The sequence below is a fragment of the Parvularcula lutaonensis genome (assembly GCF_014651915.1).
GTDB classification, from domain to species: Bacteria; Pseudomonadota; Alphaproteobacteria; order Caulobacterales; family Parvularculaceae; genus Parvularcula; species Parvularcula lutaonensis.
Map to the genome: position 1 here is coordinate 1,091,908 of NZ_BMXU01000001.1, position 20,933 is coordinate 1,112,840.

Below are 20,933 nucleotides of genomic sequence, written 5' to 3' on the forward strand. Positions count from 1 at the left end.
GGTATTTTCCTGGCCCGGCGCGTTTCTGATCGGCGCACCGCTCCTTCTACTGATCCTGAGAAAGCGTGACCTGCTCTATGTCGACGGACTCATTATCGGCTGTCTTGCGGCGCTTCCCGCATTTCCGATTGCAATGTTCGCTTCAGAGGTGCCCGAACCCATCACTTGGCAACGTTTCATATCGCTCCCTGTCGCCGCCCTCAGTGCAGTGAGCGGGTCCCTGGGCGGTATCGTGGCGGTCTACTACAGGCGTCTCGGGCTTAAGCGCAGAAGGGGCGAGCGATGACTGACCCCACCCGCTGCCCCTGGCCCACGCCCGGCGACGCGCTTTACGAGCACTACCACGACACTGAATGGGGCGTGCCCGAATATGACGACCGCGCGCTCTTCGAGAAGCTCATCCTCGACGGCTTCCAGGCGGGTCTCTCCTGGCGCACCATCCTCCACAAGCGCGAGAATTTCCGCGAGGCTTTCGACGGCTTCGACCCGGAGAAGATCGCCCGCTACGACGAGGCCAAGATCGAGGAACTGCTCGGCAATGCCGGCATCATCCGCTCCCGCCTCAAGATCGAGGGCGCCCGCAAGAACGCCCGGAGCTGGCTCGCGGTCATGGAGAAGGAGAGCTTCTCCGAATGGCTCTGGAGCTACTGGGGCGGCAGCCCGGTCCAGACCAATCTCGAACGCATCGAGGACATGCCCGCCAAGACCCCCGTCTCTGAACAGATGGCGAAAGACCTCAAGAAACGAGGCTTCACCTTCTGCGGCCCCGTCATCGTCTACGCCTTCGCCCAGGCGGTCGGCATGGTGAACGACCACCTCACCTGCTGCTTCCGGCACGAAGAGCTCAGCTAACCGCCTCCACAATCCGTAACCCGTTGAGACCCACTCCCGGTTGATCCCTCCCGCGCACAGGCGCACAAAGTCGGGACATCAGAACACCACCCCCGTGAGGTCCCATGAAGCCCGCCATCGCCCGCATCCTCTCGACCGGCCTCTTCACGCCGGAGCAATCGATCTCGAACGAGGAGCTGGTCGAGGCCTACAACGCCTTCGTCGCCAAGTGGAACGCCGAGAACCCGGACGGCGAACAGCTCGAGCCCTCCTCCGCCGAGTTCATCGAGAAGGCCTCGGGCATCAAGAGCCGCTACGTCCTCGACAAGAAGGGCCCCCTCGACCCCGAGCGCATGCGCCCGATCCTCAAGAGCCGCCCGAATGACGAGATTTCGATCATGGCCGAGATGGGCGTGAAGGCCGCGAAGGACGCGATGGAGCGCGGCGGCTTCACGGCGGAAGACATCGACGCGGTCATCTGCGCCGCCTCGAACATGCAGCGGCAATACCCGGCCATGGCGGTGGAGATCCAGAGCGCCCTCGGCATCGACGGCTACGGCTTCGACATGAACGTCGCCTGCGCGTCGGCCAGCTTCGGCATCCAGACCGCCGTCGGCCTCCTCGAGACCGGCGCGCGCCGTGTGCTGATGGTCAATCCGGAGATCTGCACCGCGCATATCAACTTCAAGGACCGCGATGGCCACTTCATCTTCGGCGATGTCGCGACCGCGGTCATCATCGGCAAGCCCGAAGGCGAAGCCCCGAAAGGCGCCTTCGACATCCTCGGCACGCGGCTGAAGACCCAGTTCTCGAATAACATTCGCAACAATTTCGGCTTCCTCAACCCGAGCGAAGACGAAGTGATCGACACGGACGATCCGAAGACGGACAAGCTGTTCAAGCAGAACGGTCGCTCGGTCTTCAAGGAGGTCGTCCCCATGGTCGCCGCCATGATCGGCGAGCATCTCGAGGACGAAGGCATCGACAAGGCCGAAGTCAGCCGCTTCTGGCTCCACCAGGCCAACCTCAACATGAACGTCCTGATCGCCAAGAAACTCCTGGGTCGCGATCCGTCCCCGGAAGAAGCTCCTGTGATTTTGGATGAGTACGCGAACACGAGTTCGGCGGGGTCGATCATCGCCTTCCATAAGCATAAGGACGATATGGAGAGTGGTGCGCTGGGTGTGATCTCAGGGTTCGGTGCGGGGTACAGCGCTGGCTCGATTATTGTGCGGGCTTGTTAAGGTGCAACCCCTGTCCAAAATCGGCATCCTCTGCATAGCTGCAGCCATTGTTCTGGCGGTGATGGCTTTCGGAACACTATTCGGCGTTCTATTTCCGATCCCAGACAACCCGGACTCGCAGTTCTCTCTCTTCGTCTTGTTCGGCGTCGGCGCAGGCGCAGCGACGTTCACTTCCATCATAGCATTTTTCGCCCAAGGTTTCCTGGACAAACGCTAGGTACTGTCATCCCGGGGCAGGCGGAGCCTGAGCCCGGGACCCATACAGGGTCGCTCTATGGGTTCCGGGCTTGCTCTTCGAGCGCCCCGGAATGACAGGTGTTGAATTGGCGCTGGGTCATTCCGAAGAGTGACGGGTAGAGATCATTCCAGTCGAGATTGCGCTCTTCGATCAGGTTGATCTTCCATTGTCGGCGCCATTTCTTGATCGCTTTCTCACGCGCGATGGCGGCTTGGATGTCGGAGTGCATTTCGAACCAGACCAGTCGGTGTACCGCATACTTGCTGGTGAAACCCTCGCGGTAATCGGTGCGATGCTCCCAAACTCGCCGCTTCAGATCGCGCGTCACGCCTACGTAAAGGGTGCCGCTGTGGCGCGATGCCATGAGGTAAACGGCATAGTTTTGGTCCATTTGTTCACTGTGAACAAAACAGGAACTCCTGTCGAGCGTTCTCAGCAGCTGTCATCCCGGGGCCGCGCAGCGGAGCCCGGGACCCAAACGTCGCGCTGTATCGGTTCCGGGCTCGCTCTCCGAGCGCCCCGGAATGACAAAGCAACTTATCCCCGCCCGCACCCCATCTCCTAAACTCCCCCCATCGAACAGACTGCGGGAGGTCAGGATCCGTCGTCTGGTGCTCTGTTCGTGTCGGGACTGTCCGTCTTCGGCCCTACCGATCTCGTCGCTATGCACCGCCGACGCGAAAGCGTCAGCACGCGCTCAAAGAGCGAACGAGAGCGAGCGAGAGCGAGCGAGAGCGAGCGGTAGCGCCAAAAAGAAGAAGCACGGACGTTCAAGGGCGTGAGCTGATGTTCGGCCGTCCGAGAACTGAGGCAGACCCGGCCTCGCGCGCGGTCGGCCCTGGAAAGCCTCATGCCGCGGCACAGAACAAATACGATCCTCCGCTGCGACAGCCGCGCGCGAGTTTCCCAACCGCCCACGGGCGGCTCCTCGTGCTGCCTATCGCCCGTCTCCTTGGCTCTTCGCCGCGCTGCGATCGAGACGTGGAAAGCCCGGTCGTGACGCCGCCATCATGCCTCGCTAAACGACCTGAATGACCAAGAACCCGCCCCGCGCATGGCAGCGGATGCTGTCCGGCCGACGTCTCGACATTCTCGATCCCTCGCCGCTCGACGTCGAGATCGAGGATATCGCCCACGGCCTTGCGAGGGTCGCGCGCTGGAATGGCCAGACCATCGGTACACAGCCTTTCAACGTGGCCCAGCACTCGGTCGTCGTGCTCGACATGTGCATGCAGATGAAACCCAGCTGGCCACGGGAGTGGCAGCTGGCCGCCCTCCTCCACGACGCGCCGGAATACGTCATCGGTGACATGATCTCGCCCTTCAAGGCGGTGCTCGGCGGCAACTACAAGAAGGTGGAGCACGGCCTCCACCGGGCCATCCATATCCGCTTTGGCCTGCCGCCTGAGCTGCCTGCCGAAGTCGAGAAGCTCATCAAGAAAGCCGACCGCGCCTGCGCCTATTTCGAGGCGACCCAGCTCGCAGGCTTCTCGGTCGAGGAGGCCGAAAAACTCTTCCCCGTACCGAAGAAAGTCGAGCCCCTGACACTCGAGATCCTGTCCACCGAGGAGAGCCAGACGCTCTACCTCCAGCGGTTCGCGGAGCTGCAATGAGGCGCGCCCCTTGAAGCGCTCCTCCAAAACGCTCACACGCAACCGGTGGAACACAGGCTTGTCATCGGTCTCAACATCGCGCTCACCGCCCTGCGTGACGGCGAGCCCCATGTCCTGTGCGTCAAGCGGCCCGGTGGCTGGGGCCTGCCGTTTGGCCGTTTCGACCCCGATGAGCACCGCACCTTCGAGCTTGCCCTGCGCGATTTCGTCGAGCGCCAGACCGCCGTGCCCCTTGGCTATGTCGAGCAGCTCTACACTTTTGGCGACAAGGGCCGTGAGGCTCCCCGTGCTTCGCTCGTCTCCGGCGACGAAGCGGACCGTATCGTCTCGGTCGGCTATCTCGCCCTCTCCCCCGAAGCGACGGAGCCTAGCCTTGAAAGCGCCGCGTGGCTGCCCTGGTACCGCTTTTTCCCATGGGAGGATCAGCGTGCGGAGGGCCAGGACCTGCGGCAGGTGATTGCCGGACAGCTTTACCGGTGGGCAGGCGATCATGAAGACCGGCAGGAGCGGCTGCGCAGCACATTCTTCAGCGCTGATGACTGCTGGGAGGAAGAACGCGCCCTCGACCGATACGAGCTGATGTACGAAGCCCGCCTCGTGGCCGAGGCCCACCGGGACCGTGACGGGGTCGAGGGGCCCGAGCTCTTCGGCGAGGCGATGATTTCCGACCACAGACGGATCCTGGCGACTGCGATCGGGCGCCTGCGCGGCAAGCTGCGCTACCGCCCGGTGATCTTCAAACTCATTCCCGAAACCTTCACCTTGAGCACGCTGCAGAGCGCCGTGGAGGCACTGCTCGGTTTCTCCGTCCACAAGCAGAACTTCCGCCGCTCCGTGGAGTCAGCAGGGCTCGTGGAGAAGACATCGCAGACGGCGCAGCAGACCAAGGGAAGGCCCGCCGCGCTTTACCGCGCCGGTCCCCTCGCCGATGTCGCCACCGCAACAGGGCTGACCCTGCCGAGGCTCAAGATCCCGGCGCGTCAGGTCGTGTCGTCGCCAGAGCCGTCAAAAGGTTCTTCGACCAAATGACCCGACGGCACCGCTAACGTGAACAGGCTCGGCGACGGGGCTGGTCGGTCCCCGGCCGCATTGAACAAGATTGAGCTCGGCGTGAGCCGCTTCTCGCGCCCCCAACCGGGTCGGTGAAACTATCTTGATTTCAAGGGGTTCACCTGCGCTGAAAAAGCCCTTGCCCCGATGTGACCGGGACGCCATATACTCGCAGTGAGCAAAAGTCGGAGCCAAGCCCATGGCAGCCTTTGAGAACGGAATGGAAGAGCTGTCGCCGGAACAGGTCCGGGCCATGACAGATCACCTCTACCCACTCGTTTCCGCCAAGATTCCGCGTTTCGAATGGGATTTGATGGCTCCTGTGATCGCCCGCATCAACCAGCTCAAGGAAGAGCGCAACGCGGTCATTCTTGCGCACAACTACATGACCCCGGAGATTTTTGCCTGCGTCGGCGACATCCGTGGCGACAGCCTGCAACTGGCACGCGAGGCGGCAAAGACGGACGCATCGGTGATCGTGCAGGCCGGTGTTCACTTCATGGCCGAGACCTCGAAGATCCTCGCGCCCGGGAAAACAGTCCTGATTCCGTCGATGGAAGCGGGTTGCTCCCTCGCCTCGTCGATCACGGGCGCGGATGTGCGCCTTCTCAAGGAGCGCTATCCCGGCGTGCCGGTCGTCACCTATGTGAACACCACGGCGGACGTGAAGGCGGAGACCGACATCTGCTGCACCTCGTCCAACGCCGTGCAAGTGGTCGAACACATCTGCCATGAGTTCGGCACGGACGAGGTCATTCTGATCCCTGACCAATATCTTGCGAAGAACGTCGCCCGCATGACCGACAAGAAGGTCATCACCTGGGCTGGCTCCTGCGAGGTGCATGAGCGTTTCACCGCCGACGACATCAGGGAGATGCGGGCCGCCAATCCCGGCGTCGTGGTTCTCGCCCATCCCGAATGCCCGCCGGATGTCCTCGCCGAGGCTGACTATGCCGGTTCCACCGCGGCCATGTCTGGCTACGTTGCAAAGGAACAGCCGCGCCAAGTGGTCCTCATCACCGAATGTTCGATGTCGGACAATGTCGCGCTGGAGAATCCGGGCGTCGACTTCGTCAGGCCCTGCAATCTGTGCCCACACATGAAGCGGATCACCCTCGAAGGCATCCAGATGGCACTCGAGACCATGACCCACGAAGTCACGGTCGATCCGGTCATCGCTGCCCGCGCCCGTGAAGCCGTGGAGCGCATGATCGAACTGCCGAACCCGTCCTCACCTGCTGCCTTCACCAGAGGACATGGCGGCGACGTGATCTCGGTCGAGCACCGCTAGACCACGGTGGACGTCACCGGGGCGCGGGGAAGCGTTCTCATCATCGGAGGAGGCATCGCCGGGCTCTGGACCGCACTCAGGCTTGCGCCACATCCGGTCACTGTCGTCACCGCCGGTGCGCTCGGGCATGGAAGCTCCTCTTGGGCGCAGGGTGGGCTCGCTGCCGCGATCGGACCTGACGACAGCCCCGCCCTTCACGCTGAAGACACCCTCACCGCAGGCGCAGGCCTCTGTGATCGCGAGGCTGTCCGGGTCCTGACCGAGGGCGGGCCCGACGCAGTGCAGTCACTGGCCGAGCTGGGCGTCCCGTTCGACCGTATGGAGGACGGCTCATTCAGGCTCGGGCGCGAGGCTGCCCACGGCCGCGAGCGCATCGTCCATGTCGGCGGTGACGAGGCCGGTGCCGCCATCATGAACTGCCTTGTCGAGGCCGCGCGCTCCGCCGGGCACATCGAACTTCGTGAACGGATCATCGCGGAAAGGCTGATTACGGATGCCGACGGCGTCTGCGGCGCAGAGCTCTGGGACATCGAAGGGCAGCGGCCCCTCTTCCTGACGGCCGGTGCCGTGATCCTCGCCACGGGCGGGCTCGGCGGTCTCTACGCTGTGACCACCAATCCACTCTTCAGCCAGGGACAAGGCATCGCGCTTGCGGCGGAGGCTGGTGCGACCCTGCGCGATCTCGAATTCGTCCAGTTTCACCCCACCGGGCTCGATGTCGGTCGCGATCCGGCTCCCCTCGCCACCGAAGCGATCAGGGGCGAAGGCGCGCATCTTCTCGACGGGGATGGCGACCGCTTCATGCTCAGGCATCATCCGCAGGCCGAACTTGCGCCGCGGGACGTCGTCGCGCGGGGTGTGGCGCAGGCCATTGCTGAAACCGGCGGCGCTTTCCTGGACGTTCGGGAAGCGATTGGCGAAGCATTCGCGGAGCGCTTCCCCACTGTCGACGCGGCCTGCCGGGAAGCCGGCATCGACCCGGCGAAGGACCTGCTTCCCATCGCGCCAGCCGCTCACTATCACATGGGCGGTGTACGGACGAATATCAACGGTCAGACCAGCATCAAGGGCCTCTTCGCTGTCGGCGAATGCGCCAGCACAGGAGTCCACGGCGCCAATCGCCTTGCCTCCAATTCGCTGCTGGAAGCCATTGTGTTCGGTACACGCATTGCCGAGGCCCTGAGAAGCCGCGACATCAGGAAGCCGGGGATCAAGGACGTCGCACCGGAAACCCTGGGCCACGGTCGGCCCGATAACCTGAAACCGCTGCGACGCACGATGGCGGACAAGGCAGGCCTGCTTCGCAACCGGACGGGACTCTGTGCTGCGCTCGACTTCATCGAAGCACAGCACCCGGATACGGTGGGCCACAGGCTGGCCCTCCTGACGGCCAAGCTCGTGCTATCCTCTGCCCTCGCGCGCGAAGAGAGCCGAGGGGCTCATCAGCGGACAGACCATATCGAACTTGCGGCCAAGGCACGGCACAGCCTGATGACGCTTCGCGGCTCGGACATCGTGACAGAATGGGAGGACGTGAACGCATGAACCCGATCCCTGATGAACTGCTGAAGCCGCTCATCCTTCGCAGCCTTGAAGAAGATCTCGCGCAGGGCGGTGACCTGACAACCCTTGCGACGATTGATCCGAAGACGGAAGCCATGGCCACGCTGAACGCCAGGTCCGAGGGGTGCGCTGCCGGTGTCGGCGTTGCCGTTCTTGTCTTCCGCATGGTCGATCCCACCCTCGAGGTAACCGCCAGAGCCACGGACGGCGATCCCTTCGCGGCGGGGGCGACACTCCTTGAAGCGAGAGGCTCGGCCGCCTCGCTCCTGACGGCAGAGCGAACCGCTCTCAACATCCTCAGCCATATGTGCGGCATCGCTGCGCTGACTGCGGACTATGTTGGCAGGGTCCAGGGCACGAAGGCGCGCATCGCTGCCACGCGGAAGACGCTTCCCGGCCTTCGGTTGGTCCAGAAGCACGCGGTGCGCTGCGGCGGCGGGATGACCCACAGGATGAGCCTCACCGACGCGGTGATGATCAAGGACAACCACATCGCCGCTGCGGGATCGATCGCTCAGGCCATCGCCAAGGCGCGCGCCTTTGCGGGGCACACGGTGAAGATCGAGGTCGAAGTCGACACGCTCGACCAGCTTGCCACTGCACTTGAAGCAAAACCTGACATCATTCTTCTCGACAACATGACCGCCGATACGCTCCGTGAAGCGGTGACCATCACGAAGGGGCGTTGCGTGCTCGAAGCATCAGGAGGAGTGAACCTCGACACCGTCCGCACCATCGCGGCAACAGGCGTCGATGTGATCTCGGTCGGCGCTCTCACGCACTCGGCGACGGCGCTCGATATCGGGATGGAGCTCGTCGCCTAGCTCGACAACTCCTCGAGATCGATGCCGAGCCGGTTCGCGGCAAGCTTCAGCGTCCCCGGTGGGCGGAAGAAGATGTGGTCGCCGATCACCCGCGTCTGGTCGAATGCCTTTGCCCAGTAAGGATCGACATAATCGGCATGGTAGAACGTCGCGAAATTCGTCAGCGGCGGGCGGAAACCCCGGTAGATCACATCGGCCAGTGCCTCGGCCCTGTCCCACGCCCGCGGTTCACGCGGCCTGTTCAGGCTGCCGTCACAGGCAAAGCTGAACTGACAGCCGTAGCTCTTGCCCTGCCCCTGGAACACCACGCCGCAGATGGTCGAGGGGAAGCGCCGGTCGGCAACACGGTTGAGGACGACATCGGCAACGGCGATCCGGCCCAGAACGGGCTGGTTCCGCGCTTCGTAATAGATCGCCTGCGCAAGACAGTTCCGCTCTTTCTTCTGCTCCTCGGAAAGCTCGAACGGAGAATAGTTCGGCAGGGAGAAGAGGTTTGAAGGAACCCCAGCGAGCAACAGATCGGTGGAGATCGCGCGGCCGTCAAAACCGGCTTCATCGAGCAAATCGATTGCGCTCACGACAACCGCGTCGGGGACCTCCGCGCGCTCGAGCGCGGCTTGCTCGAAAATATCCGAAGCCCAGACCTCGACCGAAGCGACGACCTCGTCCTGACGCGACATCAGCATCGTCGCTGAAATGACAGCGACGATAACCAGAATCAGCGAAAGGCTTCGTTTGAGCCCCTTGATTTTCGTCGGCTTTCGGGCCTGCAAGAGTTCGGTCTCCCCTTCCCCAGTCATGGAGAAGTCGTGATCAGCGCTGAGCAATGCAACAGCAAGGTTGCACCGCTCAACATAAGAACACGTTAGGTCAGCCTTCCGCTCTTTTTTTCGCAGCAAGCGATGCCTGTGCAGCGGCCAGCCGTGCTATCGGCACGCGGTATGGCGAGCAGCTGACATAATCGAGGCCGATTCCCTCGCAGAAGGAGATCGAGGCCGGATCACCGCCATGCTCGCCGCAGATACCGAGCTTGATGAGCGAGCGGGTCTCCCGCCCTTTCTGCGCCCCGATCGCGACGAGCTGGCCGACGCCTTCCTGGTCGAGGCTGACGAAAGGGTCCTGGTCCAGGATGTTGTGGCGCAGGTAGTTCGGCAGGAACGAGCCGGCATCGTCACGGCTGAGGCCGAAGGTCGTCTGCGTCAGGTCATTCGTGCCGAAAGAGAAGAACTCGGCCGAGTGCGCGATCTTGTCTGCGGTGAGCGCGGCACGCGGCAGTTCGATCATCGTGCCGACGGTGTAGACGAGCTTCTCGCCTGCCTCGGCGAACACCTTCTGGGCCACCGCGTCGATGCGGTCCTTGACGAGGTCCAATTCCTTCTTGGTGCTGACGAGTGGCACCATGATCTCCGGCTGGACCGGGTCGCCGGTTTCCTTGCCGATGGCGATGGCGGCCTCGAAGATGGCGCGCGCCTGCATCTCGGCGATTTCGGGATAGCTGACCGCAAGGCGGCAACCGCGATGGCCGAGCATCGGGTTTTGCTCATGGAGCTGGCTGAGGCGGTCCTTCACGTCCTTGACGTCGCGGCCAAGGGCGTTGGCCACCTCTCCGATTTCTTTCTCTCCGTGCGGAAGGAATTCGTGTAGCGGCGGATCGAGGAGACGGATCGTGACCGGAAGGCCTTTCATCTCCCTGAACAGCTGCTCGAAATCGCCGCGCTGGAAGGGCAGCAGCCTGTCGAGGGCCGCGCGGCGCCCCTGTTCATTGTCGGCGAGGATCATCTCGCGGACGACGTTGATCCTGTCTGCGTCGAAGAACATGTGCTCGGTGCGGCAAAGGCCGATGCCCTCGGCGCCGAAGCCGCGGGCGGTCTTGGCGTCGAGCGGGGTTTCCGCATTGGCGCGAACCCGCATGCGGCGATGTTTGTCGGCCCACTCCATCAGCTTGCCGAAGTCGCCGGAAAGTTCAGGTTCGATGGTGGCAACGGCGCCAAAGAAGATCTCGCCGGTCGAGCCATCGATGGTGATCTGGTCGCCCTTCTTCACCTCACGTCCGTGCACGGTGAATTTGGAGCCGTCCTTCTCGATCTTGAGGTCGCCAGCGCCGCAGACACAGGCCCGTCCCATGCCGCGGGCCACCACGGCGGCGTGGGAGGTCATGCCGCCGCGGGCAGTGACGATCCCCGCCGCAGCGTGCATGCCGTGGATGTCTTCAGGGCTCGTCTCCACCCGGACGAGCATGACGCGCCTGCCTTCCTGCGCCAGGCGCTCGGCTTCGTCGGCGGTGAAGACCACCTCGCCGGAGGCAGCGCCCGGACTGGCCGGCAGGCCCTTGGCGATGAGGTCGCGCTCCGCATTCGGATCGAGCGATGGATGGAGGAGCTGGTCGAGCGCTGCGGGATCGACGCGCATGACAGCTTCGTCTTCGGAGATCTTGCCCTCGGCACAGAGATCGACAGCGATCTTGAGAGCCGCCTTCGCAGTCCGCTTTCCGTTGCGGGTCTGCAGCATGTAGAGCTTGCCCTGCTCGATCGTGAACTCGATGTCCTGCATGTCGCGATAGTGGTCTTCGAGCTTCTGGAAGACCGCCGCGAGTTCCTTGTAGGTCTCGGGCATCGCCTCTTCGAGGGAGGGTTCGTCCGAGCCCTGCTCCTCACGGGACTGCTTGGTCAGGCTCTGCGGCGTGCGGATACCGGCAACGACGTCCTCGCCCTGCGCATTGATGAGGAACTCGCCATAGACCCGCTTCTCGCCGGTCGAAGGGTTACGGGTGAAGGCCACGCCGGTCGCGGAGGTCTCGCCCATATTGCCAAAGACCATGGCTTGCACGTTGACCGCCGTGCCCCACTCCGCGGGGATGTTGTTCAGTCGGCGGTAGGTCTTCGAACGCTCGTTCATCCACGAACCGAAGACCGCGTCAATCGCGCCCCAGAGCTGCTCCTGCGGATCTTGGGGGAAGGGTTTGCCGAGGGCGCTCTCGACGGCTTCCTTGTACTCCGCAATCACAGCCTGCCAGTCCTCGGCGGTCATCGACGTGTCGAGAACGTAGTCGCGATCGTCCTTATACGTATCGAGGATTTCCTCGAACGTGTGGTGCGCCACGCCAAGGACCACGTCCGAATACATCTGGATGAAGCGGCGGTAGCTGTCATAGGCGAAGCGTTCGTCGCCCGAAAGCTTGGCGAGACCCGCGACAGTGTCGTCGTTGAGGCCGAGGTTGAGGACCGTGTCCATCATGCCCGGCATCGAAGCCCGAGCACCGGAGCGGACCGAGACGAGGAGAGGGTTGGAGGGATCACCGAATTTCTTCCCGGTGATCCTTTCGACTTCGCCCAGCGCCTTCTCGACTTCCTCTTTCAGGCCCTCGGGGTACTGACGGTCGTTGGCGTAGTAGGCCGTGCAGACCTCTGTGGTGATCGTGAAGCCCGGCGGGACCGGCAGCCCCAAATTGGCCATCTCGGCGAGGTTCGCACCTTTCCCGCCGAGGAGGTTCTTCATCCCCGACCGGCCTTCGGCTTTACCGCCGCCGAAGGCGTACACCATCTTCTCAGGAGCTGCGCCGCTCATTTGGATACCCCGTCTCTCAACCTTCGAGCCGATCGAAGTCGGCCACCAATTTGACAACATCCCGGAAACGCAAGAGTTGCGCCAAACGGTTCGCGCGCAATTCCTGCTTGTCCGAATTGACTGTGACCCCGTCAAAGAACGCATCCATGACAGGCCGCACGGCCGAGAGTGCGCGCATCGCGCTCGCGAAATCCTCGGCTTCCAGCGAGTCCCTAGCCTTAGTTTCCGCTTCATCGAGCGCGTCGTTGAGCGCGCGCTCTTGATCTTCTTCGAAGAGGGTCGGATCCGGCGAAGCCTCGGGCAGATCGCCCTTTTTCGCCTCGGCCTTCAGGATGTTCGCCGCGCGTTTGTACGCTGCGGAGAGGTTGGCGCCGTCCTCGGTGTCGAGGAAATCCGACAGCGCCTTCAGCTTTTTCTCGATCAGGACGAAATCATCCGCCCCTTCCTCCAGCACAGCCGCCACCCGGTCATGCCGGAAACCCTGGTCCCGGAAATAGACAGTCAGACGGTCGTGGAAGAAGGCGAGGAGGTCGGCAGAAAATTCGCCAGACACATATTCGCTCACGTTCAGGCGGAGATCGTTCTCGAGCACCATCCGGATCACCGCCAACGCAGCCCGCCTAAGCGCGAACGGGTCGCGTGAGCCTGTCGGCTTCTGGTCAATTCTCCAGAACGCCGCCAGCGTATCGAGCTTATCCGCCAAGCTCACCGCCACACCCACAGGGTTCGTAGGCAAATCATCCGACTGCCCCTGCGGCTTGTAGTGGTCGCGGATAGCATCGGCGATCACGTCGCTCTCGCCTTGCGCCAGCGCATAGTAGCGGCCCATCAGGCCCTGCAGCTCGGGAAATTCGTAGACCATCTCCGAGGCGAGGTCCGCCTTAGCGAGGCGCGCCGCGCGCTCGGCTTGATCCGGGTCCGCACCACAGGCCGGGGCCAGCTCGCGGGCCAGCGCAGCGACGCGCTCGACCTTGTCAGCGATGGTGCCGAGGCCTTCGAAGAACGTCACACCACTGAGCTTCTCAGCGTGCTTCTCCAGCGGCTTCTTGAGGTCGTTGTTGTAGAGGAAGAGCGCATCCGACAGCCGGGCCGTCAGCACACGTTCATAACCGGCAAGCATCCCCTCGCCCGACTCGATATCCGCCACGGTGACAAAGCGCGGCGCAAGGCGGCCGGCCTTCGGATCGCGTACGGAGAAATATTTCTGGTGCCCGCGCATCGCCGCTGTGATGACCTCATCGGGCAGCGCCAGGAACTTCTCGTCGAAGGTGCCTAGTTTCGGCGTCGGCCATTCGGCGAGGCCCGCCACTTCATTGAGCAGCCCTTGATCCTCGACCAGATCCAGCCCCTCATTCGCACAGAGAGCCTTGGCCCCCTCCATGATCCGCGCCTTGCGCTCCTCAGCGCGCAGGACCACCCGGCCTTCGTGCAGCACCTGTTCGTAGTCGGCAAAGGACGCGACCGTGGCTTCGCCACCGCCCAGAACACGGTGAGTCTTCGTCGTCAGCCCCGCCTCGATCGGCTGGCTGCCATTCTCCAGCGAGAACGGAACGGGCTTGCCGCCAAGCGCCAGCAAGATGCCGCGAAGCGGCCTGACCCAGCGCAGGTCGCCATCGCCCCAGCGCTGGGACTTCGGCCAAGGGAAATCGGTGATCGTCCCGCGCAGGGCCTCGGTCACGACCTCGCTGGTCGGGCGTCCCTTCGTCTCGATGACCGCGACGTAAACTGGGCCCTTTTTCGTCTCCTGAATTTGCGCCTCGGAGATGTCCGAAAGACCCGCGCCGCGCAGGAAACCCTGGATCGCCTTCTCCGGCGCACCGACCTTCGGACCCTTGCGTTCTTCACGGGTGTCCGGCGAGGCATCAGGCAAGCCGTCCATGGTCAGGGTCAGCCGACGGGGACCATAGAAGGTTTCAACTCTCTCCCAGCTGAGCCCTGCGTCCTCGAGCTTGCCCGTCAGCAGGCGTTCGAGGTCAGCAGCGGCCTTCGCCTGAAGGCGCGCGGGGATTTCTTCGGAGAACAGCTCAAGGAGAAGACTCGGCATAACGCCGCGCCATAGAACGCGTTCTTTCGCGCTGCAACCAACACGGCCCAGAGAGTTGTGAAAGGAACCAGCGCGCCGGCTCCTGCGTTCTCGTCAACATGAGCTTCGGTGAAAAGATCAGGCGGGTTGCGACGCTGGTCGGAGGCGGGGTTCTCGTCCTGTTCGGCGTGCTGTTGGCTATCTCGCCACTGCCGATGGGCATCCTGCTGGTTGCCATTGGCATGGGTCTCCTGGTGATGGGCAGCCCGCGCATCGCCGCTTGGCTCCGGTTCAACCGGACCTACAACGACACCCTCGACAAGCAGGCCGCCATCGCGACCAAACACGCACCCAAGAAGATCGCGGAGGCTCTGGAGAAGACAGACCCCCGCAGGCGCTACGACTAGCGCTCGAGGCTCGAACGCAGCATCCAGGCCATTTTTTCATGCGCCGTGATGAGGTCGGCCAAGAGTCCCTCCGTCGCCGGATCACCAGCCTCTTGGGCAATGTCGAGCGCCTTCTTTGCGCCTTCAAGGAAGGTTTCGTGGCCGCTGACGAGGTTCTGCACCATCGCATTGGCTGACGGGACGCTGTTATCCGTGCTGTCGATGGCGGCAAGCTGGGCAAGCTCCGCACCCATCGGGGCATAGACGCCAAGGGCGCGGATGCGCTCGGCGATCTCGTCCATGCTCTGCCACATCTGCGTGTAGTTCAGTTCAAAAAGCTCGTGCAGGCTCTTGAAGTTCGGGCCCTCCACATTCCAGTGGTAACCGTGCGTCTTGAGATACAGCGCGTAGGTGTCCCCCAGAACGCGCTTCAGGGCTTCAGCGGTTTTGGTCGTGTCCGTCATGGTCATTCTCCCTTTCAACCGGGATATAGAAATGGCGGGCCTATCCGCAAAATGAAAGGTTCCGCTAAGACCCATCGATCCTGTCGATAGGGCTAGCGCTCCACCCGCTCACAGAATCTGGTGATGCGTTTGCCGGCTTCTTCGAGTTCCTCCATCGAGGCGGCGTAGGACAGGCGCAGGAACGGCGCCTTGCCGAATGCCGTTCCCGACACCAGCGCGACCAGTTCCTCCTCAAGAAGCGCTTCTGCGACTTCGAGATCGGTTTCGAGAATCCTCTCTCCAACCTTGCCGCCAAGCAGGCCCTCGCAACTGAAGAAGAGATAGAAGGCCCCCTCGGGCTTGTTCACGCTCAAACCGGGCGCCTTGCCGAGGACGTCGAGGAGATGGTCCCGCCGCGCGCGGAACGCCTTGTTCCGCTCGGCAAGGAAGCCGTGGTCGCCATTGAGCGCCGCCACAGCCGCCCACTGGCTGATCGAACAGGGATTGGTGGTGGTCTGGCTCGCCAGCTTGCGCATCGCCGCGATCAGGGAGGACGGGCCGCCGACATAGCCAATGCGCCAGCCGGTCATGGAATAGGCCTTGGACGCACCATTCATTGTCAGTGTGCGTTCTTTTAGCTTCCGCTCGACCTGGGCAATCGTCGCGAAGGTCGCATCATAGATGACATGCTCGTAAATATCATCCGTCAGCACCCAGACTTTCGGATGCTTGAGCAGCACGTCCGCAATTGCGCGCAAATGCGGCTCCTCCATCACGCTTCCGGTCGGGTTGCCGGGCGAGTTGAGGATCAGCCAGCGAGTCTTGGGCGTGATCGCTGCCTCCAGCGCCTGCGGGTCGAGCCTGAAACCGTCTTCGGGCTTCATCTCGACGATCACAGGCTTTGCGCCGCAGAGTTTCACAATGTCCGGATAGCTGACCCAATAAGGAGCCGGGACGATCACCTCGTCGCCGGGATTCAGCGTCGCCATCATCGCAGCGTAGATCGCGAACTTGCCGCCGGAGGTGACGGCAATCTCCGTGCCCGCGTCATAAGTGAGGTTGTTGTCGCGCGCAAACTTCGCGGCCACTGCGTCCTTGAGCTCAGGAATGCCGTCGACCGCCGTGTAGCCGGTATGGCCGTCGCGGATCGCCTTGATCCCAGCCTCGGCAATATGTTCAGGCGTCGGAAAGTCCGGCTCTCCTGCAGCGAGGGCAATGACATCACAGCCTTTGGCCTTGAGGTCCCTTGCCTTCTGGCTGACGGCGATGGTCGGCGACGGCGCGACCCTGCCAAGGGCTTCGGAGACGATGAGGTTGGTCATTGCGCGGCCTTCTCCGGACAAGGCAGCATTGGGAATCGCGGGCGAATCTTGACCTAAAGCAACAAGCCCAATGCTGGGGGCGAAACAGACAATCAAGGGCAGACCATGCTGACGACAAATTCAACACCGACCGGCAGCGGCCCGGTGGGCAACACCATCGAAGAGGCCCAGTCCTGGCTCGGCAACTTCCTGCGGCCAGAGACGATCTCCTCGATGACGGAAACCGCCATCGGCTGGGGCCTCAAGGCCGTCGGCGCACTCATCGTCTTTGCCATCGGCGTCTGGATCGCCGGTCGCTTGCGCAACGCCGTGACGTCAGCGGTGGAGCGCGCGCCGAATCTCGATGTCACCCTCGCCCGTTTCTTCGGATCGATCGTCTACTGGCTGGTCTTCGCCTTCGTGGTCATCGCCGTCCTGTCGATGTTCGGCATCCAGACCACGGGCCTCGCCGCGGTCATCGGCGCCGCGGGTCTCGCCATCGGCCTCGCGCTGCAGGGCACGCTCAGCCACGTTGCTTCCGGCGTGATGCTCCTTGCGTTCCGGCCTTTCAAATACGGCGACTTTGTCGAAGCGGGCGGCGTTTCGGGTACGGTGAAGGGCATCAACCTCTTCACCACAGAACTCGCCACGCCCGACAACAAGAAGGTTATCGTGCCGAACGGCGACATCTACTCGACGTCGATCACAAACTATTCGGCCTATGACACCCGCCGCGTCGATATCGTCATGGGAATTTCCTACGACGACGACATCGACAAGGCGATGGCCACCCTGCGCGGCGAGATCGCCAAGGATGACAGGGTCTTGGCCGATCCCGAGCCCTTTCTCGCCGTCAAGGAACTGGGCGACAGCTCGGTGAACATCGTCTGCCGGATGTGGGTCGCGAAGGACAATTTCTGGCCGGTGACGTTCGACCTGACCAAAGCGTTCAAACAGGCTCTCGACCGCGACGACATCACGATCCCGTTCCCCACCCGCACAATCTATACCCACGAGGTGGCCAAAAGCACCTGAGCGGGACATTTTCCCGGCTGGCAGAGATGGAAGTCAGTCGGGGCAAGAAAAGCATGATGCATCAAGACGATCAGCCGACACCTGTCGACGAGATGCTTGCCGAGAGCCGGGATTTTGCAGGCGAAGCGATGACCCTGGTCGAACAGGGCCTTGCCTGGCTCGAAGCCAGTGGGATCCAATGGGGCCTGGCCGCATCCATCGTCATCGGCCTCTTCATTCTGTTCCGCATTCTCAGGTCGGCCGTCTACGGCGTCCTCCACCGCAGGAAGAAGTCCGAAACCACCGTCAGGAACATCGTCGCGGAAATCGTCGGCGCGACGAACAGCGTTTTCCTTCTCCTGCTCGCCGCCATGCTGGTCATACCGTTCTTCTTCGAGCTGACCGAGCGTCAGGATGCTTGGCTTTCCCGCGTCTTTACCATCGTCTTTGCCTTCCAGATGGCGTTCTGGGTACGGGTCGTCGTCACCGCCTTTCTCGAGCGGGCAGCGAGCCGCCATGCGACCCACGACGACAGCAGCCTCGCCAATGCGCTGGGCCTGCTGAACGTCTTTGCGAACGTCCTGGTCTTCGCCGTCGCGCTCCTGTTCATCATCGACAATCTCGGCGGAGACGTCACCGCGCTGATCGCAGGTCTCGGCGTTGGCGGCATCGCTGTCGGCCTTGCGGCCCAGAGCCTGTTCGAGGACCTCTTCGCCGGGCTCGCGATCGTCCTCGACAAGCCCTTCGTCCGCGGTGACTTCATCATCTTCGGTGACAACATGGGCACGGTGGAGAGGGTCGGGCTCAAATCCACCCGGATCACGACGCTCCAGGGCCAGCAGCTGACCGTGAAGAACGCCAAGCTGCTCGACTACGAGATCAACAACTACCGCCGGATGGCCGAGCGCCGTGTCGTCGTGAAGATCGGCGTCATCTACCAGACCCCGCGCCAGAAACTCGCCATGATCCCCGGCGCTATCAAGGACATTGTCGAAGCGCAGCACGGCGTCCGCTTCGACCGATGCCACCTTGCGGGATACGGTGACTTCGCGGTGCTCTTCGAACTCGTCTTCTGGGTGCAGGACCGGGATTACACCGTCTATATGGACAAGCAGCAGGCGATCCTGCTCGCCATCCACGACCTCTTCGAGCGCAACGGCATCGAGTTCGCCTACCCGACCCAGAGCCTTCACATCGAAAGCTGGCCCGATGCCGGCGGCCCGGCTCAGGGCATGCCGAGGATGGAACGCGCGCGCTAAGGAGTTTTGCGGGCCGCAGGCGGTGTGCCGCTTTTGGCGTGACGGGCGAGCTCTGTTAACAGGAGGACATGATGGTCCTCAACTCGCTTGCCACCGCCCTCCTCCTGCAGACCGCACCGCCTTCGGAAGTGGCAAAGCTCTACGAGATCGCCGATGCGCCGCAGGCGGATCGCATCATGGCCGACATCCAGACGCTGGTCGATTTCGGCACGCGGCACACTCTGTCAGAGACAGAAAGCGACACCCAGGGCATCGGCGCGGCACGGCGATGGATCGCTGCCGAGTTCGAGGAGATCTCCCGCGACTGTGGCGGCTGCCTGGAAGTGCGCGTCATCTCCGGTGTCGTCGAGGGTGAACGCCGGATACCCGAAGCGACAGAGATCGTCAGCGTCCTCGCGTTCCAACGCGGCAAGCTCGACCCGAACCGCATGGTCATCATGTCAGGCGACATCGACAGCCGTGTCTCCGACGTCATGGATGCAACCTCCGAAAGCCCCGGCGCCAACGACAATGCAAGCGGCATGGCAGGTGTCATCGAAGCCGCACGGGTCCTGACCCAATACGAATTTCCGGGCACGATCGTTTACGCTGGCCTCTCCGGCGAGGAACAGGGCCTCTTCGGCGGGGAGATCGTGGCCGCTGTAGCGACAGAGGAAGGCTGGAACATCAAGGCCGTCCTCAACAACGACATGATCGGCAATATCGCGGGAATCGATGGCGTGATCGCCAACAATACGATCCGTGTTTTCTCAGAAGGTACGCGTGCGGATGAAACACCCGAAGCCGCGCGCTACCGCAGGTTCCGGGGCGGAGAGGTCGATAGCCCCGCCCGCAATCTTGCCCGCTACATCGACGACATGGCGGAGGCCTACCTGCCGAACCTCGACGCCGAGATGATCTACCGCCTCGACCGCTTCGGCAGAGGGGGGCACCAGACGCCCTTCTCGAATGCCGGCTTCCCCGCTGTGCGCATCATGGAAACCCATGAGCACTATGACCGTCAGCATCAGGACCTTCGCAATGAAGAAGGAAGGCACTATGGCGACACGATTGCGTACGTCGACGGCGCCTTCGCGGCCCGGGCCACCGCACTCAACGCCCTGACGATGGCAGGAATCGCGGGCGCCCCGCCCTTCCCCACCGACGTCGAACTCGGCGGCGCGGTCCAGCCTTCCGCAGTCCTGACCTGGAAAGATGGCGGCGAGGGCCGCAAGGCTCGCCGCAACCTGGCGGGATACCGGGTCTACTGGCGACGGACGACTGCGCCTCAGTGGACCAACAGCCGCTTCGTCGGGAAGGTCAACGAATGGACCTTCAGGAATCTCGTGGTCGACAACTACTTCTTCGGTGTCAGCGCCGTCGCCAAGGACGGCTCCGAGACCCCGGTTGTGTTCCCGGGGCCTCCTGGCCGCTTCGAACCGCTTGGCTTACCGCGCGATGAGGAGCGGTAGAGGCGGCTCTTCGAGATAGGACTTGGTGACGCCGCCGAGGATGACCTCACGCAAGCGCGAACGGGAATAGGCGCCGAGAACCATCATCTTGGCCCCCGCCTCGATGGCGATGTCCGCGAGCATCTTGCCGTCAGATCCTCCCGGCTGCCCGCGCAAGACCTCCGCTTCGGTGCCGCAGTCGTTGAAATGCGCCGCCATGTCTTCCGCTGACGGAGTACCGGTCTGCTCACGCCCGATCGTCACGACAAAGATCTTCTTTGCCTGACGCAGGAGAGGCTGGGCCAGCGCCACGGCGCGGGTGGCTTCAGCGCTGCCATTCCATGCCACCGCAAGAACATCAGGACGGGCACGAAGGCCAGACGGTGGCACGAGCACGAGCGGACGACCCGAGCGGAAGAGCAGCTCCTCGATCAGCATCGGGTCGAAGGCCTTCTTCTTCGCACCGCGGTGGCGGTAGAGGATTGCTTCGCAAAGGCGCGACGCCAGCGCCGCTGCACGCGGCATCTCCCCTTCTGCGCTTCGGAAGGTACACTGAACATTGCCGGGCAGTTTTGCTGCGGCGTCATCGAAGGCTGTGTGAAGCTCCTTCTCGAGGCGCCTCGCCAGGGTGCGCTGGGCCTCGACGATCTGGTTGAGGTTCACCGCATCCGCCATCGAAACTGGCGGGCGATAGTCATCCACGACAAAATGCGCTCGAATCACGCCGGGACCATCGCCCAGCATGACCCCGGCATCCGCGACAGCCCCCGCAAGGGATCCTGCATCGAGAGCCGGAATGAAAAGACTGCGATAAGCCATGACGCTGCGTTCTCCAGATGAGCAGGGTCAGGCTAGCAGC

The 20,933-nt window shown here is 62.9% G+C and carries 18 protein-coding genes; 11 read left to right on the forward strand and 7 right to left on the reverse strand.

The window, feature by feature from the left end; all coding sequences use genetic code 11:
* Positions 1 to 282 precede the first annotated feature (282 nt).
* Positions 283 to 852, forward strand: a complete 570-nt coding sequence (locus tag IE053_RS05225; protein WP_189572855.1) for a DNA-3-methyladenine glycosylase I — start codon at positions 283 to 285, stop codon at positions 850 to 852.
* 104 nt (positions 853 to 956) lie between these two features.
* Positions 957 to 2,075: a beta-ketoacyl-ACP synthase III gene (locus IE053_RS05230; protein ID WP_189572858.1), complete on the forward strand. Its 1,119-nt coding sequence runs from the start codon at positions 957 to 959 to the stop codon at positions 2,073 to 2,075.
* Positions 2,076 to 2,347: 272 nt separating this feature from the next.
* Here the strand turns inward: IE053_RS05230 and IE053_RS05235 are convergent, their stop codons facing one another.
* Positions 2,348 to 2,704, reverse strand: coding sequence for a GIY-YIG nuclease family protein (locus tag IE053_RS05235; RefSeq protein WP_189572861.1), 357 nt, complete (start codon positions 2,702 to 2,704; stop codon positions 2,348 to 2,350).
* 640 nt (positions 2,705 to 3,344) lie between these two features.
* On the opposite strand from IE053_RS05235, the gene IE053_RS05240 reads away from it, so the two are divergent.
* The 5 genes from IE053_RS05240 (at position 3,345) to nadC (ending at position 8,654) form a co-directional block, all read left to right on the forward strand.
* Positions 3,345 to 3,926 (forward strand): YfbR-like 5'-deoxynucleotidase, encoded by a 582-nt coding sequence (locus tag IE053_RS05240; RefSeq protein ID WP_189572864.1) that lies wholly within the window; start codon positions 3,345 to 3,347, stop codon positions 3,924 to 3,926.
* Positions 3,927 to 3,971: 45 nt separating this feature from the next.
* Positions 3,972 to 4,955, forward strand: a complete 984-nt coding sequence (locus IE053_RS05245) for an NUDIX hydrolase (RefSeq protein WP_189572867.1) — start codon at positions 3,972 to 3,974, stop codon at positions 4,953 to 4,955.
* Positions 4,956 to 5,175: 220 nt separating this feature from the next.
* Entirely contained in the window at positions 5,176 to 6,267 is a 1,092-nt protein-coding gene (nadA, locus tag IE053_RS05250; protein ID WP_189572869.1) for a quinolinate synthase NadA, read from the forward strand.
* A 6-nt stretch (positions 6,268 to 6,273) separates the two neighbouring features.
* Complete coding sequence (locus IE053_RS05255; RefSeq protein ID WP_189572872.1) at positions 6,274 to 7,812, forward strand: L-aspartate oxidase; 1,539 nt, start codon at positions 6,274 to 6,276, stop codon at positions 7,810 to 7,812.
* Positions 7,809 to 8,654: a carboxylating nicotinate-nucleotide diphosphorylase gene (gene nadC, locus IE053_RS05260; protein ID WP_189572875.1), complete on the forward strand. Its 846-nt coding sequence runs from the start codon at positions 7,809 to 7,811 to the stop codon at positions 8,652 to 8,654. The genes IE053_RS05255 and nadC overlap by 4 nt, the downstream gene beginning before the upstream one ends.
* On the opposite strand, the gene IE053_RS05265 is transcribed toward nadC, so the two are convergent.
* The 3 genes from IE053_RS05265 to glyS form a co-directional block, all read right to left on the reverse strand.
* Complete coding sequence (locus IE053_RS05265) at positions 8,651 to 9,454, reverse strand: cell wall hydrolase (RefSeq protein WP_229786067.1); 804 nt, start codon at positions 9,452 to 9,454, stop codon at positions 8,651 to 8,653. The genes nadC and IE053_RS05265 overlap by 4 nt on opposite strands.
* 70 nt (positions 9,455 to 9,524) lie before the next feature.
* Positions 9,525 to 12,218, reverse strand: coding sequence for a pyruvate, phosphate dikinase (ppdK, locus tag IE053_RS05270; RefSeq protein WP_189572878.1), 2,694 nt, complete (start codon positions 12,216 to 12,218; stop codon positions 9,525 to 9,527).
* Between the two features lie 16 nt (positions 12,219 to 12,234).
* Entirely contained in the window at positions 12,235 to 14,262 is a 2,028-nt protein-coding gene (glyS, locus tag IE053_RS05275) for a glycine--tRNA ligase subunit beta (RefSeq protein ID WP_189572881.1), read from the reverse strand.
* A 98-nt stretch (positions 14,263 to 14,360) separates the two neighbouring features.
* Between glyS and IE053_RS05280 the strand changes: the two genes are divergently transcribed.
* The gene (locus IE053_RS05280) at positions 14,361 to 14,648 is read left to right on the forward strand and encodes a hypothetical protein (protein WP_189572884.1); all 288 of its coding nucleotides are present in this window, start codon (positions 14,361 to 14,363) and stop codon (positions 14,646 to 14,648) included.
* Here IE053_RS05280 and IE053_RS05285 read toward each other — a convergent pair.
* Both IE053_RS05285 and IE053_RS05290 read right to left on the reverse strand, forming a co-directional pair.
* Entirely contained in the window at positions 14,645 to 15,091 is a 447-nt protein-coding gene (locus IE053_RS05285) for a Dps family protein (protein WP_189572887.1), read from the reverse strand. The two genes, IE053_RS05280 and IE053_RS05285, sit on opposite strands and share 4 nt — an antisense overlap.
* A gap of 92 nt (positions 15,092 to 15,183) precedes the next feature.
* On the reverse strand, positions 15,184 to 16,392 hold the full coding sequence (locus tag IE053_RS05290; protein WP_189572889.1) for a pyridoxal phosphate-dependent aminotransferase: 1,209 nt from the start codon (positions 16,390 to 16,392) through the stop codon (positions 15,184 to 15,186).
* A gap of 105 nt (positions 16,393 to 16,497) precedes the next feature.
* Here IE053_RS05290 and IE053_RS05295 point away from each other — a divergent pair, with 105 nt between their 5' ends.
* The 3 genes from IE053_RS05295 to IE053_RS05305 all read left to right on the forward strand — a co-directional run bounded on the left by IE053_RS05295 (position 16,498) and on the right by IE053_RS05305 (position 20,095).
* Positions 16,498 to 17,406 (forward strand): mechanosensitive ion channel family protein, encoded by a 909-nt coding sequence (locus tag IE053_RS05295; RefSeq protein ID WP_229786068.1) that lies wholly within the window; start codon positions 16,498 to 16,500, stop codon positions 17,404 to 17,406.
* 53 nt (positions 17,407 to 17,459) lie between these two features.
* A complete protein-coding gene (locus IE053_RS05300) occupies positions 17,460 to 18,644 on the forward strand; it encodes a mechanosensitive ion channel family protein (protein WP_189572892.1) in 1,185 nt (394 codons plus the stop codon).
* A gap of 68 nt (positions 18,645 to 18,712) precedes the next feature.
* Complete coding sequence (locus tag IE053_RS05305) at positions 18,713 to 20,095, forward strand: M28 family metallopeptidase (RefSeq protein ID WP_189572895.1); 1,383 nt, start codon at positions 18,713 to 18,715, stop codon at positions 20,093 to 20,095.
* Here the strand turns inward: IE053_RS05305 and IE053_RS05310 are convergent.
* Positions 20,072 to 20,893: a universal stress protein gene (locus IE053_RS05310; RefSeq protein WP_189572898.1), complete on the reverse strand. Its 822-nt coding sequence runs from the start codon at positions 20,891 to 20,893 to the stop codon at positions 20,072 to 20,074. The two genes, IE053_RS05305 and IE053_RS05310, sit on opposite strands and share 24 nt — an antisense overlap.
* Positions 20,894 to 20,933 lie beyond the last annotated feature (40 nt).

Coding starts and splice junctions, on each gene's coding strand:
- IE053_RS05225 (WP_189572855.1), top strand. CDS start 283: ATGACTGACCCCACCCGCTGCCCCTGGCCCACGCCCGGCGACGCGCTT.
- IE053_RS05230 (WP_189572858.1), top strand. CDS start 957: ATGAAGCCCGCCATCGCCCGCATCCTCTCGACCGGCCTCTTCACGCCG.
- IE053_RS05235 (WP_189572861.1), bottom strand. CDS start 2,704: ATGGACCAAAACTATGCCGTTTACCTCATGGCATCGCGCCACAGCGGC.
- IE053_RS05240 (WP_189572864.1), top strand. CDS start 3,345: ATGACCAAGAACCCGCCCCGCGCATGGCAGCGGATGCTGTCCGGCCGA.
- nadA (WP_189572869.1), top strand. CDS start 5,176: ATGGCAGCCTTTGAGAACGGAATGGAAGAGCTGTCGCCGGAACAGGTC.
- nadC (WP_189572875.1), top strand. CDS start 7,809: ATGAACCCGATCCCTGATGAACTGCTGAAGCCGCTCATCCTTCGCAGC.
- IE053_RS05265 (WP_229786067.1), bottom strand. CDS start 9,454: ATGACTGGGGAAGGGGAGACCGAACTCTTGCAGGCCCGAAAGCCGACG.
- ppdK (WP_189572878.1), bottom strand. CDS start 12,218: ATGAGCGGCGCAGCTCCTGAGAAGATGGTGTACGCCTTCGGCGGCGGT.
- glyS (WP_189572881.1), bottom strand. CDS start 14,262: ATGCCGAGTCTTCTCCTTGAGCTGTTCTCCGAAGAAATCCCCGCGCGC.
- IE053_RS05280 (WP_189572884.1), top strand. CDS start 14,361: ATGAGCTTCGGTGAAAAGATCAGGCGGGTTGCGACGCTGGTCGGAGGC.
- IE053_RS05285 (WP_189572887.1), bottom strand. CDS start 15,091: ATGACGGACACGACCAAAACCGCTGAAGCCCTGAAGCGCGTTCTGGGG.
- IE053_RS05290 (WP_189572889.1), bottom strand. CDS start 16,392: ATGACCAACCTCATCGTCTCCGAAGCCCTTGGCAGGGTCGCGCCGTCG.
- IE053_RS05295 (WP_229786068.1), top strand. CDS start 16,498: ATGCTGACGACAAATTCAACACCGACCGGCAGCGGCCCGGTGGGCAAC.
- IE053_RS05300 (WP_189572892.1), top strand. CDS start 17,460: ATGATGCATCAAGACGATCAGCCGACACCTGTCGACGAGATGCTTGCC.
- IE053_RS05305 (WP_189572895.1), top strand. CDS start 18,713: ATGATGGTCCTCAACTCGCTTGCCACCGCCCTCCTCCTGCAGACCGCA.
- IE053_RS05310 (WP_189572898.1), bottom strand. CDS start 20,893: ATGGCTTATCGCAGTCTTTTCATTCCGGCTCTCGATGCAGGATCCCTT.